This window comes from Aeribacillus composti (assembly GCF_031760945.1).
Lineage (GTDB): Bacteria > Bacillota > Bacilli > Bacillales > Aeribacillaceae > Aeribacillus > Aeribacillus composti.
Window position 1 is genome coordinate 297,311 of sequence record NZ_CP134501.1, and the last position, 17,656, is coordinate 314,966.

Consider the following 17,656-nt stretch of genomic DNA (forward strand, 5'->3'; position numbering starts at 1 on the left):
TCATTACACTTTATAAAAGGAAGTGTGACGTTGTGAAAGCCAAACAATTATTGGTATTACTATTTATTACAATAATCATTTCTGCTTGCAGTTCAAATAAAGAACAATCAACCATGGAGCACGCGCCGAATGGCGACTTGTGGGAAACAACTGCTTCAAGGGATGAACTGCCGACCTTTTTAAATGAATATAGCGAAAACATTCAAATCATCTATCAAGCAGCCGGAAAATCAATGGAGCTGCTGCAATGGATTCCTTGTTATTGTGGCTGCGGCGACCATGCCGGACATCGGAGCAGTCTAAATTGTTTTGTTAAGCAAGTAAATCAAAATGGTTCTGTTGTATGGGATGACCATGGAACACGCTGCAACGTCTGCTTAGAAATTGCAGCAGAAGCAATCAAAATGAAGCAAGATGGAAAAACGGTAAAAGAAATTCGCCAATATATAGTTGAAAAATACAAAGAAGGCTATGCGAACCCGACAGACACACCAATGCCGTTATAAAGAAAAGGATGAGACCAATTATTGGTTTCATCTTTTCTATGTTTTATGCTTTGTCGAAACTGTTTTTGTCCTCAGGACTTGATCATGATGGAAAAAGGCTTGTGATTAGACATTTAATCTTGAATATCCATCAATACTGTTTTTTTGTTATTTTTACATAATAAAATTGTCGGAGAAAGCTCCTTCGGCTTTTTTTTTTTGACCGATCCTCCACGCTTTCCAAGAAAGAATTATTTATTTCCCTGCTCCATTATATATAATCATATTCCCTTTCGCTCCATGACCCATTTTCCATTCTGCCTTTCCCTCATGTCTAATTCTAAGGACTGATCTAATAAAACTAGCAAGAAAAGTCGAAATTTTTAAAAACATACTTGACAAATAGGAATAATGGAATTAATATCATACTTAAATCTTTTACTTTTATCCGGTTGCCCACTGGACCGCCAGAGGCTCATATCAGTTCCTAATATTAGGATCTGATATGAGCCTTTTTTATTAAAATTTAAGGAGGGAAAATCAATGGGTTTACAATTTGCTTATTGGGCGCCAAACGTTAGTGGAGGGCTTGTGATCTCTAATCTGCCACAGAAAACAGGCTGGTCATTTGAGGATAACAAACGTTATGCACAAATAGCTGAAGAAAATGGTTTTGATTACGTCCTGCTGCAAACAAGATTTTTCGCCAGCTACGGAGCTGAAAAACAATTAGAAGCCGCTGCGCTTGCTTCTGCACTTGCCGCTAGTACCAAAAAATTAAACATTATTACAGCTGTGCTGCCCGGCCTATGGCATCCAGGTGTCATAGCAAAAATTATTTCAACGATTGATCATATCAGTAATGGCCGTGCTTCAATTAATATTGTCAGCGGATGGTTTAAAAATGAATTTATCGGTTATGGGGAACCGTGGTTAGACCATGATGAACGTTATCGACGGTCTGAAGAATTTATACAGGTTCTACGAGATTTGTGGACAAAGGAAACCACTACTTTTAAAGGAGATTTTTATCGTATAAATGAAGCGCCATTAAAGCCTAAACCTATTAATATCCCGAAAATTTTCCAAGGCGGAAACTCGAAAGCAGCAAGAGAAATGGCTGGACGAGTTTCAGATGTTTATTTCATGAATGGAAACTCGCTGGAAAATCTGAAAAAGCAAATTGATCATGTGAAATCATTGGCTGAATCGAACGGAAGAAACATCCAATTCGGTGTTAATGGCTTCGTGATTGTTCGTGATACAGAAGAAGAAGCAAAACAAGTTTTAAAAGATATTGTTTTACATGCAGATAAAGAAGCTGTGGAAGGCTTTGAAAGTCAAGTGAAATTCGCAGGGAAAGCCTCTCCTGAAGGTGAAGGAATGTGGGCGGAATCCACCTTCGAAGATCTTGTGCAATATAATGACGGTTTCAAAACAGGTTTGATTGGAACGGCAGAACAAGTGGCGGATCGCATCATTGAGCTGAAAAAAATAGGAGTCGATATTGTTTTGACAGGATTTTTACATTACGATGAAGACTTAAAAGCCTTTGGTGAAAAAGTCATTCCGCTCGTAAGAGAAAAAGAAGCAAAATTGGAGGGAATCCTAGCCAACTAATATAAAGAAGCATAAGACTCGAAATGAGTAAGCTTTCGGAACAACTAACAAATGAATACGAATGATGTTGGGCATTCAACATCAAGAAATGAGGAGTCTCTTTCTTTAAATAATACTTGACATATAGGAATAATATGTATTAATTTAGTTATAAACAAAATAGTTTGATGAATGCTGACTGGACAACTAGAGGCTCTCAATTCAAGATCATATTCTTGAAATGAGAGTCTCTTTCCTTTTTTTACAAACATGGAAAGGTGGATTAGCGGTGGCAAATAGTTATGTGAACATATTGGATTATAAAGCGGAAAAACAAAAATCTTTGCGAGAAAATGAATATTTGAATTTGCCGGATTTACAATTTTTCCTTTGGTGCCAAAAGAATTATCGGATAAATAAAGGTGTTTTCAATACGATTGACAATTGGTTTTATACAAATGGAGTCGTTTCTATTATTCATCGTCGAATTTATATTTTAGCTTTTCTGGAATTTGTCAAAAGAGAAGATGTAGATTTTAAAAAACGCAAATATATCCGTTTTGGAAACGGAGGTCTTTCAAAGAAGCTTCATCAATTTATGAATGAAATAATGGAACAATAGAACGATTATGTCAGTAAACTATTAATCACAAACATTATTTAGATAAAGAAGACAAAGGGGTAACTAATGAATGAGTGTTGCAGAAGGAACAGGTCATTACCTTGACACAGCTTTGCAGTTAGCAAAAGAGTTTGCTAAAACTGCAATTGAAAGGGATGAACGAGGAGGAACAGCAAAAGCAGAACGTGACCTGCTTAGAAAAAGCGGATTACTTTCACTTATCATCCCGAAGTCTTTAGGCGGACTGGGGAAGGATTGGAAAGCTGTGCTGCAAATTACGCGTGAGCTGGCAAAAGTAGACGGGTCATTGGCTCACTTATTCGGCTATCATTTCTTATGCTTGACATCCGTACATCTATTCGGTTCCCCTCAGCAGAAAGAGAAGTATTATAAGGAAACGGCTGAAAATAATTTGTTTTGGGGAAATACCTATAATCCTCTTGATGAAAGCTTGCTCGTAAAGCGAGAAGGGGATCAGTTAAAGCTAATTGGGAAAAAAAGCTTTTGCTCGGGTGCTAAAGATTCAGAGCGGCTGCTTATATCAGCTAAAAGTCCAAATCAAGATCGCCCTGTTATTGCCGTTATTCCTACTAATCGGACAGGAATAATCATTAATGATGATTGGGATAGCTTCGGCCAACGGCAAACGGACAGCGGCACTGTTGTTTTTCAAGATGTACTGCTGAAGGAAGAAGAGATATTAAATTTCTATGAACAAGAACCTGAAAGCTTTTTCCCTACTATAAGGACGCATACTGCTCAAACCATTTTAGTTCATGTTCTTCTTGGAATTGCGGAGGGAGCATTTGAAGAAGCGAAAAACTATACGAAAAATATCACTCGTCCTTGGCTGACCTCTAAAGTAGATCAGGCGACGAGCGATCCATATACGATTCGCCAGTATGGAGATTTATATGTGCAGTTAAAAGCTGCAGCTGCATTGGCCCAAGACGCTTCAAATGCTCTGCAAGAAGCATGGGATAAAGAAAGGGCATTAACAGAAAAGGAACGTGGAGAGTGTGGAATTATCATTGCGACTGCAAAGGTTGCAACAGCAAAAGCAGCTTTAGAGGTTACCAGCCGTATGTTTGAAGTAATGGGGGCAAGGGCAACTTTAGGAAAATATCGGTTTGACCGCTTTTGGCGAAATGTAAGGACTCACACGTTGCATGATCCCATTGAATATAAAATCCGTGATATCGGAGAATGGGCTCTTAACGGTAAATTGCCTGAGATTACACCGTATTCTTAATGTATAAACGATCGAATTTAATTGAAGAAAGGTGATGACATTATGTCAAATATCGTGATTATTTCCGGAAGTCCATCTAAACCATCAAGAAGCTTAGCTATCTCAGCTTATTTAGAAAAAAGGATCAAGGCTGAAGGGCTGAATGCGTCTACCATTTCAGTTCGTGACCTGCCGGCAGAAGATCTTTTATTTGCCAACTTCAACAGCCCCAAAATTCAAGAGGTTTTAGCACAGATTGAACAAGCACAGGCAGTTATTATTGTAAGTCCTGTATATAAAGCAAGCTATCCAGGGGTGTTAAAAGCCCTGTTAGATTTCATTCCTGAAAAAGGATTCGTTGATAAAGTTGTTCTCCCAGTGGTTACCGGCGGAACAGCAGCTCATCTTTTAACATTGGAATATGCTATTAAGCCGATTGCTTCTGTGTTAGGCAGCCAGGAGATTTTAAAAGGAGTGTATTTCGTAGATTCTCAAATTGGCTATCACGAAGATCAGGTTACTTTTATTGATGCGGAAATAGAATCGAGATTACAAACATCATTGAATGATCTATTAAGCCGGTTAAAAGTTGAACAATTAAAATAGTGATTTATATATTGTTTGCACCGAACAGAAAGGATGTTTCATCCTGCTCACGGAGATGGAAAATAATGGTGCCAGAACTGTCGCCAATAAATTGCTTAAGCTGCCGTTGATTCCAACCAAAAAAAACTTACCTTTGTATAGGGAAATATATTACTTTAGCAAAAATTTCATACGATCAAATGTATCATGTTGACTGGACGACCAGAGACATATCATCGCAAGTTTCGTACTTGCAAAGATAGTCTCTGTTTTTTTTCGTTATAAACCTTTAAATAAAACGAAGAAAAAGATGTAACAACAAGTATTTGAGAAAGAGACACGTACCTTTCAAAAATGATCCCACTCCATTTCAGTTTTGATATATAGAATCACAGACATTATCGGTCCATGGAATGATAACTAAACTACAATGTCAAATTTACGGTTAGTCGGGAGGAAATCATATGAAGAAAAAGCGAATTTATTTAAACGCTTTTGATATGAATTGTGTGGCGCATCAATCTCCGGGATTATGGGTGCATCCTGAAGATCAGTCATACCGATATAAAGATATTGAATATTGGGTTGAGCTGGCGCAATTACTGGAAAAAGGGCGGTTCGATGGATTATTTATTGCAGATGTAATCGGCATTTATGATGTGTATGGAAATGATAAAACAACAGCAGTACGTGAAGCAACCCAAGTTCCAGTCAATGACCCTATTTTACTTGTTTCTGCAATGGCGCATGCAACGGAGCATTTAGGCTTTGGGATCACATGCTCTACAACATTTGAGCATCCATATACATTTGCACGCAGAATGTCGACTTTAGACCATTTAACAAAGGGCCGAGTAGGCTGGAATATTGTTACTTCCTATTTGGAAAGCGGAACGAAAAACATCGATATTGGCGATCGGTTCCTCCATTCAGAACGATATAATATTGCGGAAGAATATTTGGAAGTTTGCTATAAATTATGGGAAGGCAGCTGGGAAGACGATGCTGTTATAAAAGATAGAGATAGAAAAATTTTCACAGACCCAGCGAAAGTTCATGAAATAAATCATCACGGCAAATATTTTAATGTGCCAGGCATTCATTTGTGCGAGCCGTCGCCGCAAAGAACACCTGTTTTATATCAAGCAGGCGCTTCAGCGAGAGGGCGTCAATTTGCAGCAAAACATGCTGAGTGCACATTTGTTTCGATGCCAGGAAAAGAGCCTATCGCTTCATATGTTAAAAATTTAAGAGCCCAGGCTGCTGAATTTGGCAGGGATCCGCAAAGCATAAAAGTATTCGCTTTGTTCACACCGATTGTTGGGCGGACGGAGGAGGAAGCGTGGGCGAAATATGAAGAATTATCGCAATATATCAGCTATGAAGGGGCCCTTTCTTTATTAGGCGGCTGGTCAGGTGTTGATTTTTCAAAATATGATCCTGATCAAGAAATTGAATACATTGATACTAACGCCATCAAATCAGTGCTCGAATCATTAACGAAAGCAAGTCCAAATAAAAAATGGACTGTCCGCGAGCTGGCGAATTTTGCTGGAATAGGCGGAATGGGTCCTGTAGTAGTCGGAACACCAAAGCAAATAGCTGATACGTTTGAGGAATGGATTGAAGATACGGATATCGATGGATTTAATCTCGCCTATGCAATAACGCCGGGAACTTTTAAAGATTTTGTTGATCTTGTCATTCCGGAGCTTCAACAACGTGGAGTCGTGAAAAAAGAATATGAAGAAGGAACTTTGCGGGAAAAATTGTTTGGCAAAGGCCAGTCCCGTTTACCGGAAGACCATATTGGAGCTAAATATAGAAATTTAAGCTATCAACTGCAGGATTAACCTTACTTTTTTGTATCAAAAGAAGCTTTGAACTTCATATGATCAGCCTTGAAAAAAAGAAACTGTAGGTTAGTCGTTAGTCAGTATTACTTTTGCATCATCTTTATTTGACTTGTTGCCAATTTTGCTGCGGATTCATAAGTCCTTTAAGTCGTTTATGAAATGAATTCTTTTTTTGGTTAAACAAATTTTTAGGATAAATGGAGATATAGGGAATATGACAAAGCCATTATCATTTTCTGCTTTTGTTATGAATACACCTTCTCACATTCTTCACGGGATGTGGCGTGATCAAGAAGGTCATCAGCTTAACTTTAATGACGTAAATCTTTGGGTTTCTTTAGCGAAACGGCTGGATGAGGGAGGTTTTGACGTCATCTTTTTCGCCGACGTCGTCGGGCTGTACAATGACTTTCGAGGAGGATGGGATTTCCATATTGAAAATGGCTTGCAAGTACCTAGTAATGACCCAATGGTACTGCTTTCAGCACTTGCAGTAAATACAAAACATTTGGGCTTAGCTTTTACGGCGGCTCCGGTTCAAGAACCTCCCTTTAACTTTGCACGCCGTGTATCAACATTAGATCACATCACCAAAGGACGAATTGCCTGGAACATGGTTACCAGCTACTCAGCAAATGCCTTTCGCAACTTTGGCTATGACGGCTTAGTTCCGCATGATGAACGATATGAGTGGCTGGATGAATATGTTGATGTTTTATATAAGCTTTGGGAAGGTTCATGGGATGAAGGAGCGCTTTTGCAGGACCGTGAAAGCGGAATTCATGCGGATCCGGCGAAAGTCCATAAAATTCATCATGTCGGCAAGCGCTACAAGGTGGAAGGACCGCACTTAGTGGCTCCATCACCGCAGCGCACACCGTTGCTTTTTCAAGCTGGTTCGTCCCCTACTGGCAGAGATTTTTCGGCTCGCAATGCTGAAGCGATCTTCATTGGAGCACCTGATCCTGAAAATGCCCGCAAGCTGATCGATGAAACACGAAGGTTGGCGGTTGAAAATGGCAGAAAGAGTGAGGATATCCACTTTTATCAGGGATTGTACTTTGTGGTCGGAAAGACGGAGGAAGAAGCTCGGCAAAAAGAATATGAACTTGAAAATAAGATTGATTTCGATATGATGATCGCTCATTCCGCTGGGGGGATGGGAATTGATTTAGGGAATGCTACTTTAGATACTCCATTGGAAGATATCAAAACTGAAGGGATCAGAAGCACATATGAATGGCTAAAGCAAAGCACGCCGGGAAGGACTCCTACAGTTAGAGATCTTGCTAGGCTCAGGAGCAAAACAAACCGTATTGTCGGCACTCCTGAAATGATTGCAGACCAGCTTGAGCTTTGGAGGGATGCAGGTGTTGACGGCATCAATGTCATCAATGCGACGATTCCCGGTTCCTATGAAGAATTTATTGATCAAGTCATGCCTGTGCTTCGAAAGCGCGGTTTAGCGCGCAATGGATATGGAAAGCCAGGAACATTGCGGCGCAAATTGTTTGGGACAGATCGTCTCAATGAGCGTCATCCTGCTGCAAAATACCGAGGTGCATTTGCAGAGAAAAGCCCTGTAAATTGATCTGAGGTGCTTGTAATTGCTGTTTGGCTCTTTTTTTTACAAATAAATATTACTAAAAAGATGTGAATAGTGAAATTTAAAATACGATTAAAGGAGTGCATAAAAGATGTCAATTCAAAATCAATTAAATGAAGCAAGCTCTTTGACTTTTAACGGTCCGGTAAAAGTTGATTCGCCTGAATTAGATCAATTGATTGATGTAATTGCTAAAGACGCTGAGGAACGAAGAAATGCCGGCAGTGAAGAACTGCCTTATCATGCCTTCGATTTAATTCGGCAATCTCGATTGGGTGCTTTACGTCTGCCTGTTGAACTAGGCGGTGGAGGAGCTAGTATTCGTGATCTTTTCTATGTCCTAATCCGTTTAGCTGAAGCCGATCCGGATGTGGCGCACAGCCTTCGTGCCCATTATTGGCAAGTAGAAGAAATACTTCGAAATCCGGATAAAGAACGACGTGAGCAATTGTTGGGAATCGTGGCAAAAGGAGATATTATTGGGAATGCCTTTACGGAAATTTCATCAAAAAATGTTGGTCATTTGATTTTTGAAACAACTTTGACTCAAGATGGCGAAGGGTACCGATTAAGCGGTACGAAATATTTTAGCACCGGTACCATATATTCCGACTGGGTAATCGTTATGGCATCAACCCCTGAAGGAAAACCTGTTTCCGCGTTTATTCCGACAAATCGTGATGGCGTCATCATTGAAGATGACTGGGATGGTATCGGACAAAAATTAACAGGAAGCGGTACAACACGCTTAAACAATGTATATGTCAATCGAGAAGAAGTAACATTTATTGATGAGACGAAGACGCCTTTCAATTCATTTTTACAGCTCTATCTGCAAGGAGTGATAGCGGGTATTTTGCGGAATGTGGTGACAGACGCTAAAGCTTTAGTTCAAGGAAGATCCAGAACCTTTACTTTTGCATCGGCAGATACGCCAGCGGCTGATCCGCTGCTTCAGCAAATTATTGGGCAGCTTTCAAGCAGCGCGTTTGCCGCAGAAGCACTTGTGCTGGCTGCCGCAGATACATTAGACATAGCAGTGAATGAGGCGGTTAATGGAGAAATAGACTTTGATTTAAGTCATGAGGCTTCCCTGCGAGCTGCTCAGGCGAAAGTTATTATCGATCACCTTGCATTACAAGCAGCTACACTTCTCTTTGAGGTTGGCGGCGCTTCAGCTACGAGACAATCCAAGCATTTTGACCGCCACTGGCGCAATATTCGCACACTTGCTTCCCATAATCCGATAGCCTACAAAGCAAGAGCTATTGGCGATTATGTTGTGAATGGTACGAAGCTTCCGATAAGAGAGGTTTACTTCTAAGGATTTTATTGGAGGATGCACAATGGATTTTAACGCAAGCAATCAGACGATTCGAAATGAACGAGATGCAAGGCTCGTAGAATATGCGGAGCGCATTGCAGAGAAAATTCGACAGACAGCTGATAAATATGATGAAACAGGAGAATTTCCGTTTGAGCATATCGAAATCCTGAAAAAAGAGGGTTATCATAAGCTAACAATCCCTAAAGAATATGGCGGTGAAGAACTTTCATTATATGAAATTTTGCTTGTACAAGAACGATTAGCGAAAGCCTGTGGTTCTACGGCACTGGCGATAGGATGGCACTTAATGGCATTCTTTAGCCTTAGGGATTTCCGGCCTTGGAAAGAAGAAATTTTTGCGAAAATATGCAGAGAGGCCGTTGAGGAAGGTTCATTATTAAATGTTTTTGTCACGGAGCGGACATCAGGCAATATTGTAAGAGGCGGAACCCCATCAACAATTGCGAGAAAAACGAAAGACGGATATATCATTTCAGGAAGAAAGGCATTTGCAACATTGGCGCCAATTGTGTCGCATTTTACGATTTTGGCATATGTCGAAGAAGAAGATAAAACGGCCGAATTTTTAATTAAAAAAAATGATTCGGTACAATTGATAGATACATGGAATGTTTTGGGAATGAGAGCAACAGGCAGCCATGATATCGAACTGCATGATGTGTTTGTGCCGGAAGAGGCGTTATTGTCTTACATTGACAAGGGGAAGAACAACCGCTTTAAGGGCAACAGCAGTGCCTACACGCTGCAGTTGCCAGCCATTTATTTAGGGATTGCGATTGCTGCCAGAGATTTTATTTTAAAGTATGCGGCTGAGAAATTTTCACCAAGTCTAGGAGATGTTATTCTAGAGGCGCCGCATGTTCAGGATAAAATTGGAGAAATCGAAATTTTAATCGCTGTATCAAGATACCTGTTATACGGTTTAGCTGAAAAATGGGACCGAAATTTACATGTTCGAGATAAGTTAAGCAATGAAGTCTCTATTACAAAATATACAGTATGTAATAATGCGATCAAAATAGTAGAGCTGGCTATGAGAATCGCAGGCGGTCATTCGTTATCGAAAGATTTGCCATTAGAAAGACATTTTAGGGATGTTCAGTGTGGTTTATATAATCCTCCTTTAAATGACATGGTCGTGAGTCAAATTTCGAAATCCGTGATTGAAGAATATCGAAATAGTTTGAAAGAAGTGCAATTTAAATAGGAGGATGCTGGAGACTGTGGGAGCATTTTCTGCTGCTGAGCAGAAAAGTGCATAATATTTGCTGACTGGAACACCAGAGGCCTTAATTTCATGAAAAATGAAATTAAGGCCTTTCTTTTTCACAATATGACAAGGAAAAAAATTTTTTGCATTGCACAAATGTGTCAAAGTATTATGGTTCATCGCCATTTTTCCAAGTTAAACAAATTAAATTAAACATAAAGAGTTAAGATGGGAGAAGCACCATCCCCAAACGCTCGAGTAGTTCCCGCATTAAACGTTTTGAACAAAGGGGATATTGTATATAGATTTGGATAAATTTTCGGTTGGTGGAGGAAATTGATGATTAGGCTAGAGAGAGTTAGCAAAATATACGAGTCCGGTGGGAAAAAAGTAGAAGCTGTAAAAGATGTTTCGCTTCACATTAAAAAAGGCGACATTTTTGGAATCATCGGCTTTAGCGGAGCCGGAAAAAGTACACTGCTTAGGTTAGTGAATTTACTCGAACGTCCGACAAAAGGAAATATTATAGTCGATAATTATGATTTGAATTCCATATCTTCGAAAGATCTGCGGCAATTAAGAAGAAAAATTGGAATGATTTTTCAAACATTTAATCTATTTAATTCTCGCACGGTATATGGCAATATTGCTTACCCTTTAAAATTGGAGAATAAATCGAAGGAGGAAATCCATCAACGAGTTACAGAGCTATTACAATTTGTTGGTCTTGAAGACAAAGCTGACAAATTTCCAGAACAGTTGTCTGGAGGTCAAAAACAAAGAGTAGGGATTGCACGAGCGCTTGCAACTTCACCAGACATTCTGTTATGTGATGAGGCTACCTCGGCTTTAGATCCAGAAACCACTAATGAAATATTAAATCTATTGAAAAAAGTGAATGAAGAATTCAATATTACGATTTTATTAATAACACATGAAATGAACGTGATTCGAAAAATTTGCAATCGCGTAGCGGTTATGGAAAACGGGAGAATCATTGAAGAGGGTGAGGTTTTTAATATATTTTCAAATCCTCAAGAAAAAACGACGAAAAATTTTATCAGTTCGGTTGTAAATGAAAAATTATCTTCGAGCTTGCTTGAAAAGTTAAGGAAGGATCATGAAAGAAAGCTTTATCGAATTGTATTTTCAGGAGACACTGCGAGTCAACCTATATTATCGACATTAACAGCTAAACATAATATTCACTTTAATATCATTTACGGAAGCATCAATGAACTTCAAAATCAATTGTTTGGCAATTTAATCGTGGAATTCATTGGAGCTGATTCTCAAATTGAAGAAGTATTAAAAGAGTTGACAGAGATAGTTGAAGTAAGGGAGGTCACAAACGGTGAAAGTTGATTGGACGACGTTTTGGCCTAGAATACTTCAAGCAACAGGTGAAACGATTACAATGGTCATTTTCACATTGATTTTTGCTAGTATTTTAGGAATTATCATGGGACTACTGCTATTTGTCACCCGTAAAGGCAATATTTTAGAAAATAGATTCATCTTTTCATTTTTGAATTTATTAATCAATATTATTCGACCTATACCGTTCATCATATTTTTAGTTGCCATCAGTCCGCTTACGCGATTCGTTGTGGGAACTACAATTGGAACGACAGCGGCTATTTTTCCGATGACCATTGCTGCAGCTTTTGCCATTGCCAGGGTGGTAGAAAATAATTTAGTCTCAATTGATCCAGGTATTATCGAGGCTGCAAAGGCGATGGGGGCATCACCCATTCAAATAATATTTGGGGTACTAATCCCCGAAGCATTAGGGCCTTTAATTTTAGGAATTACATTTATCACCGTAGGACTTATTGATTTTTCCGCCATGGCTGGAACGGTCGGCGGAGGGGGCCTTGGGGATCTTGCGATGACATATGGTTATCAGCGGTTTGATACATCCGTCATGATTGTTACGGTTGTCATATTAATTATTCTTGTTCAAATTGCTCAATTTATTGGCAACATGCTTTCACGTTTCTTTTTACGCAGATAGATCAATCATATATTAGGGGGATTATTATTTTATGAAAATCAAACTATTCCATTTACTAGTAACAATTTTGGTGATTGGCCTCTTGGCAGGCTGCAACAGCAATTCAGCATCTGGTGATAAAAAAGAAAAAGTCGTTACTGTTAAGGTGGGGATTACCGGATCAGATGGACAGTATTGGGACATCATTAAGAAAAAAGCGTTAGAAAAAAATATTAAGGTAGAATATGTCGAATTTTCCGATTATGTGCTGCCAAATACTGCACTTGTCAATGGCGAGGTAGATGTGAACGCCTTCCAGCATCTTGCATTTTTAAGTCAATTTATCGCGGAAAATAATGTGAATATTGTGCCGATTGGCTCAACTGTTGTTGCTCCTTTAGGATTGTATTCGGAAAAATATAAAGATGTATCCGAGATCCCAAATGGTTCAAAAATTGCGGTTCCAAATGATCCGGCTAATTTAGGCAGAGGGCTAAAGGTTCTGCAGCAAGCTGGATTAATTGAGTTAAGGGAAGATGTCGGTCTTTATCCAACAGTAAAAGATATCGTTAAAAATCCAAAAAATATTGAAATAGTAGAAGTCGTTGCCCAACAGACTCCTAGAGTGCTGCCTGATGTAGCCGCATCTATTATCAATGGCGGAATAGCTGGTCAAGCCGGTTACACTTTAGCAGATGCCATTTTTCATGATGATCCAAACAGCAAAGATACACTGCCGTATGTTAACGTTTTTGCCACTTTAGAAAAGAATAAAGACAATGAGGCATATAAGACCATTGCGGAAATTTATCAGACAGAAGAAGTAGCTAAAGCAGTAGAAGAAGATACGAAGGGTGCAAGCATTGTCACAAAGGTGCCAGTACCAGAACTGCAAAAAGAATTAGATCGCTTAGTTGAAAATATAAAACAAGGAAAAGAATAACATAAGAAAGGAATTGTTTATTTGCGAGCAAGGCTGCATTTGAATTTGATGACAATCGACTGATAGAATCGGAATTTGTACTTTTGAAAAGATGCTGGAGTGAGAAATATGGCAAAGCAGATAATATTAAATCTTTTTGATATGGCAGGAGCTATGCATAATTCTCACGGATTATGGAAGCATCCTCAAAATAAACGTCATCTTTATTATAATGATCTACATTATTGGATTGAGTTAGGGAAATTGTTGGAAAAAGGGAAGTTTGACACCATTTTCTTTGCAGATGTAGCAGGAGTGTATGATGTCTATCAAAATAGTAAAGATGCTGCGATTCGAGACGGCGTTCAAGTTCCGCTAAATGATCCGGCCTTTATTGTACCAGCGGTGGCAGCTGTTACAGAGCATTTGTCATTTGTAGTAACGGTCAGCACAACGTATGAACATCCGTTTTCAAATGCACGTCGTTTTTCCACATTAGATCACTTTACAAACGGCAGAATTGGCTGGAATGTTGTCACCTCATATTTGCCAAATGCTGCGCAAAACTACGGCCATAAAGAAATTGTTAAACATGACGAGCGTTATGATATTGCCGATGAATTTATGGAGGTTTCCTATAAGCTTTGGGAAGGCAGCTGGGAGGAGCATGCGTTTGTTGGCGATGCGGAAAATGAAATTTTATTTGATCCCGAAAAGGTTCATGAAATAAACCATAAAGGGCGGTATTTCAGCGTAAAAGGCCCGCATTTAACATATCCTTCTGCACAGCGGACACCTGTTATTTTTCAGGCAGGTTCTTCTGAACGCGGCAGAGATTTCGCCGCCAAGCATGCAGAGTGTGTGTTTGTTGGCGGGTCGACGCCCGAAAAATTAAGATTTTATATTCAAGATATTAAAGAACGGGCTGAAAAATACGGACGGAATCCTGATAATATTAAAGCATTTACGTTTTTAAATGTCATTGTGGCAGAAACGACAGAAGAAGCTGAATTAAAATATGAGGAATACAATCGATTGTGGAGTGCTGAAGCGGCAAAAGCTCAATATAGCGGTTCAACAGGCTATGATTTATCTAAATATGAAGATAAAGACGCTTTTTTTGAATATAAGCATACGGAACATGGTCAGTCTCGAGCTGCTTCATTAACGAAAGATGCGCCAAGAAAATTAACTGTTCGAGAAGTGTTAAACAAGTTTGAAACGATCGGAAGGAGTAATGTATTAGTCGGCAATCCCGTTGAAATAGCTGACAGCATTCAATTCCAGATCGAACAAACTGGAATCGACGGGTATAATCTTGCACATCTTATAACGCCTGGAAGCATTGAAGAGTTCATTCATTTCGTTGTTCCGGAGCTGCAAAAACGTGGAATCTATAAAAAAGAATACGAGAAAGGAACACTGAGGGAGAAACTGTTTGGTACAGGGAAAAAGCTGCTGCCAGATGATCATACAGGCGCAAAATATCGGAATTTTTAACAATTTTAAAGTTTGCTTCTCCTTCAGCTCATAATGTTGGAGGTAATAATGGAATTTCGTACAGTTGGAAGGACAGGCATTCATGTTTCAAATTTATGCTTTGGAACAATGTCATTCGGCGGCATTGCAGATGAAGAAACTTCCATTATGATGTATAAGCAATGTCGAGAAGCCGGGATAAACTTTTTTGATACAGCGAATGTTTATAATGATGGACGTGCTGAAGAAATTCTTGGAAAGTGTATTGCCGGTCATCGAGATGAGATTGTTTTAACCTCTAAAGCAGGCTTGCCTACAGGCAAAGATTTAAATAGCGGAGGTTTATCGAGAAGAAATCTTTTTTTATCAGTTGAACAAAGTTTAAAAAGATTGGGCACTGATCGGATTGAATTTTATTTTGTTCATCTGTTTGACGAGTATACAGATATTGAAGAAGTCGTTAGAGCTTTAGATGATTTACAAAAACAAGGGAAGATTTTATTCCCCGCTGTAAGTAACTGGGCTGCCTGGCAAATTGCAAAAGCTCTAGGAATATCTGAAAGAAAACAGCTAGCACGATTTGAGTTAATTCAACCGATGTATAATCTCGTAAAACGGCAAGCGGAGGTAGAAATTTTTCCGTTAGCTCAATCAGAGCAATTAGGTGCCATAACTTACAGTCCGCTCGGCGGAGGCTTATTAACCGGAAAATATAACAGTACAAACAAGCCGGAGCAAGGAAGATTAGTAGAACAAAAGAATTATGAGAAAAGATATAGTCATCAGTATTATTTTACTGTTGCACATCAATTTACGGAGCTGGCGAAACAATTTGGATATCATCCTGCTTCTTTAGCAGTTTCATGGGTATTACATCATCCTGCTGTAACTGCTCCAATTATAGGAGCGCGTAATCCGGAACAACTGGCCCTATCGATTGCTGGGGCAGAAATCCCTTTAACTGCCAGTGAAAGAGAACAGATATCCGCATTGTCAGATGAGCCTCCATTACCAACGGATCATAGTCCAGATGAGGATTTATTTAGCAAATATAGAAAGTAATCCAGAGGAAACGGTGCTAGTGTTTTAAAAATCTAGCATAAGAATCGATTTCACACTTTGACAAATTTGAAATCAGAGAATGGTTATGCTGTCTTTTCCTTTAATGGCAATTTGTGAAAAGCTGTTGGAGCAATCTTTTCTTACGGGATGGTGGACTTAAGTATTCTAATGATGAACATCAGAGCTTGGTAAATGGACATCCATTTCCTGAATCAAAACAATCGTGGTGTAAGCTGCGGTGTAAAACAAACGGATTGATGAAACAGTTGAACGTTTGAACTTTCACATTATTTTTTGCGGTAATACAGCGAAAAAGATGTGGTTGGTAAATTTAAAAAACAAAACAGGAGTGTTTGATGAATGTCAAGCCAAAAACCATTAAATCAAAGGATTAACTTCAAAAATAAAGATGAATCAAATTCTCTAACTTTTACCAGCCCAGTAAAAGTTGATTCACCAGAATTAGAATACTTAATTGCTGCAATTGCAGAAGATGCTGAAAAACGCAGAAGTACTGGGAGTAAAGATCATCCATATTATGCCTTTGATTTAATCCGAAAATCTCGATTGGGTGCATTGCGATTACCTGTTGAACTTGGCGGCAGCGGTGCAAATATTCGTGATCTTTTTCAAATTTTAATACGTTTAGCGGAAGCTGATCCAGATGTCGCACACAGCCTTCGTTCACACTTTTCCCAAGTGGAGAAATTTTTGCTGCTTACGGATGAAAAACTCCGTGAAAAGTGGCTGCAAAGAGTAGCCAATGGAGAAATCATCGGCAATGCTTCTGCTGAAATTTCATCAAATAATGCTGGAAATTTGGTTTTTGAAACAACTTTATCACCGGATGGTGAAGGCTTCCTATTGAATGGCAAAAAATACTTTAGTACCGGCACACTGTATGCAGACTGGGTAGTTGTTACGGCATCAACTCATGAAGGAAGGCCTGCATCGGTAATAATTCCGACAAATCGTGAAGGTGTCATCATTGAAGATGACTGGGACGGCATCGGACAAAAATGGACAGGAAGCGGTACTACACGTCTTCACAATGTGTATGTCAATCAAGATGAAATAACATATATTGATGGCTCCAAAACGCCTTTCAACTCTTTTCTGCAGCTCTATTTGCATGGAGTGATAGCGGGCATCTTGCGGAATGTGGTGACAGACGCTAAAACTTTAGTTCATGGAAGATCACGGACATTCAGTTTTGCTGCTGCGGATACACCTCGACAAGATCCGCAACTTCAGCATGTCATTGGACAGCTCTCAAGCAGCGCGTTTACCGCAGAAACTATTGTCCTAGCTGCCGCAGATGCAATTGATGCTGCTTTGAAAACAGCAGTTAATGGAGTGATCGATTATTCTCTGAGCCATGAAGCTTCCCTGCGAGCTGCACAGGCCAAGGTTATAATAGATCAACTTGCCTTACAGGCCTCGACGCTTCTTTTCGAGGTTGGAGGGGCATCCGCAACGAGACAATCAAAACATCTTGACCGTCACTGGCGTAATATTCGCACTCTTGCTTCGCATAATCCAACAGTTTACAAAGCTAGAGCTATTGGCGACTACGTCGTGAACGGTACAGATCTTCCAATAAGAGAGGTTTACTTTTAAGGATGTTTTAAAAATTTTATATATAAAAAGGAGCG

General features: G+C 39.3%; 15 protein-coding genes. All 15 read left to right on the forward strand.

Features of this window, described 5'->3' with window-relative positions; all coding sequences use genetic code 11:
* The first annotated feature begins 32 nt into the window (after positions 1–32).
* The 15 genes from RI196_RS01555 (at position 33) to RI196_RS01625 (ending at position 17,621) form a co-directional block, all read left to right on the forward strand.
* Positions 33–506: a PCYCGC motif-containing (lipo)protein gene (locus tag RI196_RS01555; RefSeq protein ID WP_311066781.1), complete on the forward strand. Its 474-nt coding sequence runs from the start codon at positions 33–35 to the stop codon at positions 504–506.
* A gap of 522 nt (positions 507–1,028) precedes the next feature.
* The gene (sfnG, locus tag RI196_RS01560; protein ID WP_063386537.1) at positions 1,029–2,105 is read left to right on the forward strand and encodes a dimethylsulfone monooxygenase SfnG; all 1,077 of its coding nucleotides are present in this window, start codon (positions 1,029–1,031) and stop codon (positions 2,103–2,105) included.
* 268 nt (positions 2,106–2,373) lie between these two features.
* Positions 2,374–2,706, forward strand: a complete 333-nt coding sequence (locus RI196_RS01565) for a hypothetical protein (protein ID WP_242009271.1) — start codon at positions 2,374–2,376, stop codon at positions 2,704–2,706.
* A 70-nt stretch (positions 2,707–2,776) separates the two neighbouring features.
* Positions 2,777–3,958: an acyl-CoA dehydrogenase family protein gene (locus RI196_RS01570; RefSeq protein WP_144596896.1), complete on the forward strand. Its 1,182-nt coding sequence runs from the start codon at positions 2,777–2,779 to the stop codon at positions 3,956–3,958.
* A 42-nt stretch (positions 3,959–4,000) separates the two neighbouring features.
* Positions 4,001–4,543, forward strand: coding sequence for an NADPH-dependent FMN reductase (gene ssuE, locus RI196_RS01575; RefSeq protein WP_063386539.1), 543 nt, complete (start codon positions 4,001–4,003; stop codon positions 4,541–4,543).
* A 443-nt stretch (positions 4,544–4,986) separates the two neighbouring features.
* Entirely contained in the window at positions 4,987–6,375 is a 1,389-nt protein-coding gene (locus RI196_RS01580) for an LLM class flavin-dependent oxidoreductase (RefSeq protein WP_066247175.1), read from the forward strand.
* A gap of 217 nt (positions 6,376–6,592) precedes the next feature.
* Complete coding sequence (locus RI196_RS01585) at positions 6,593–7,969, forward strand: LLM class flavin-dependent oxidoreductase (RefSeq protein ID WP_066247172.1); 1,377 nt, start codon at positions 6,593–6,595, stop codon at positions 7,967–7,969.
* Positions 7,970–8,075: 106 nt separating this feature from the next.
* Positions 8,076–9,308: an acyl-CoA dehydrogenase family protein gene (locus RI196_RS01590; protein ID WP_066247169.1), complete on the forward strand. Its 1,233-nt coding sequence runs from the start codon at positions 8,076–8,078 to the stop codon at positions 9,306–9,308.
* 22 nt (positions 9,309–9,330) lie between these two features.
* Entirely contained in the window at positions 9,331–10,539 is a 1,209-nt protein-coding gene (locus tag RI196_RS01595; RefSeq protein ID WP_066247166.1) for an acyl-CoA dehydrogenase family protein, read from the forward strand.
* Positions 10,540–10,881: 342 nt separating this feature from the next.
* Positions 10,882–11,907 carry a methionine ABC transporter ATP-binding protein gene (locus RI196_RS01600; protein ID WP_066247164.1) on the forward strand — a complete coding sequence of 342 codons (1,026 nt, stop codon included), beginning with the start codon at positions 10,882–10,884 and terminating at the stop codon, positions 11,905–11,907.
* A complete protein-coding gene (locus tag RI196_RS01605; RefSeq protein ID WP_066247161.1) occupies positions 11,897–12,559 on the forward strand; it encodes a methionine ABC transporter permease in 663 nt (220 codons plus the stop codon). The genes RI196_RS01600 and RI196_RS01605 overlap by 11 nt, the downstream gene beginning before the upstream one ends.
* Positions 12,560–12,590: 31 nt before the next feature.
* A complete protein-coding gene (locus tag RI196_RS01610; protein ID WP_063386546.1) occupies positions 12,591–13,481 on the forward strand; it encodes a MetQ/NlpA family ABC transporter substrate-binding protein in 891 nt (296 codons plus the stop codon).
* A 108-nt stretch (positions 13,482–13,589) separates the two neighbouring features.
* Positions 13,590–14,960, forward strand: a complete 1,371-nt coding sequence (locus RI196_RS01615; protein ID WP_066247158.1) for an LLM class flavin-dependent oxidoreductase — start codon at positions 13,590–13,592, stop codon at positions 14,958–14,960.
* Between the two features lie 48 nt (positions 14,961–15,008).
* Positions 15,009–16,001, forward strand: a complete 993-nt coding sequence (locus RI196_RS01620; protein WP_063386547.1) for an aldo/keto reductase — start codon at positions 15,009–15,011, stop codon at positions 15,999–16,001.
* Between the two features lie 360 nt (positions 16,002–16,361).
* On the forward strand, positions 16,362–17,621 hold the full coding sequence (locus RI196_RS01625; RefSeq protein WP_082829366.1) for an acyl-CoA dehydrogenase family protein: 1,260 nt from the start codon (positions 16,362–16,364) through the stop codon (positions 17,619–17,621).
* Positions 17,622–17,656: the final 35 nt, after the last annotated feature.

What these genes read in the sequence shown, in the direction of transcription:
- sfnG (WP_063386537.1), top strand. Translation starts at nt 1,029, where the DNA reads ATGGGTTTACAATTTGCTTATTGGGCGCCAAACGTTAGTGGAGGGCTT.
- RI196_RS01590 (WP_066247169.1), top strand. Translation starts at nt 8,076, where the DNA reads ATGTCAATTCAAAATCAATTAAATGAAGCAAGCTCTTTGACTTTTAAC.
- RI196_RS01600 (WP_066247164.1), top strand. Translation starts at nt 10,882, where the DNA reads ATGATTAGGCTAGAGAGAGTTAGCAAAATATACGAGTCCGGTGGGAAA.
- RI196_RS01595 (WP_066247166.1), top strand. Translation starts at nt 9,331, where the DNA reads ATGGATTTTAACGCAAGCAATCAGACGATTCGAAATGAACGAGATGCA.
- RI196_RS01620 (WP_063386547.1), top strand. Translation starts at nt 15,009, where the DNA reads ATGGAATTTCGTACAGTTGGAAGGACAGGCATTCATGTTTCAAATTTA.
- RI196_RS01570 (WP_144596896.1), top strand. Translation starts at nt 2,777, where the DNA reads ATGAGTGTTGCAGAAGGAACAGGTCATTACCTTGACACAGCTTTGCAG.
- RI196_RS01580 (WP_066247175.1), top strand. Translation starts at nt 4,987, where the DNA reads ATGAAGAAAAAGCGAATTTATTTAAACGCTTTTGATATGAATTGTGTG.
- RI196_RS01625 (WP_082829366.1), top strand. Translation starts at nt 16,362, where the DNA reads ATGTCAAGCCAAAAACCATTAAATCAAAGGATTAACTTCAAAAATAAA.
- RI196_RS01615 (WP_066247158.1), top strand. Translation starts at nt 13,590, where the DNA reads ATGGCAAAGCAGATAATATTAAATCTTTTTGATATGGCAGGAGCTATG.
- RI196_RS01610 (WP_063386546.1), top strand. Translation starts at nt 12,591, where the DNA reads ATGAAAATCAAACTATTCCATTTACTAGTAACAATTTTGGTGATTGGC.
- ssuE (WP_063386539.1), top strand. Translation starts at nt 4,001, where the DNA reads ATGTCAAATATCGTGATTATTTCCGGAAGTCCATCTAAACCATCAAGA.
- RI196_RS01585 (WP_066247172.1), top strand. Translation starts at nt 6,593, where the DNA reads ATGACAAAGCCATTATCATTTTCTGCTTTTGTTATGAATACACCTTCT.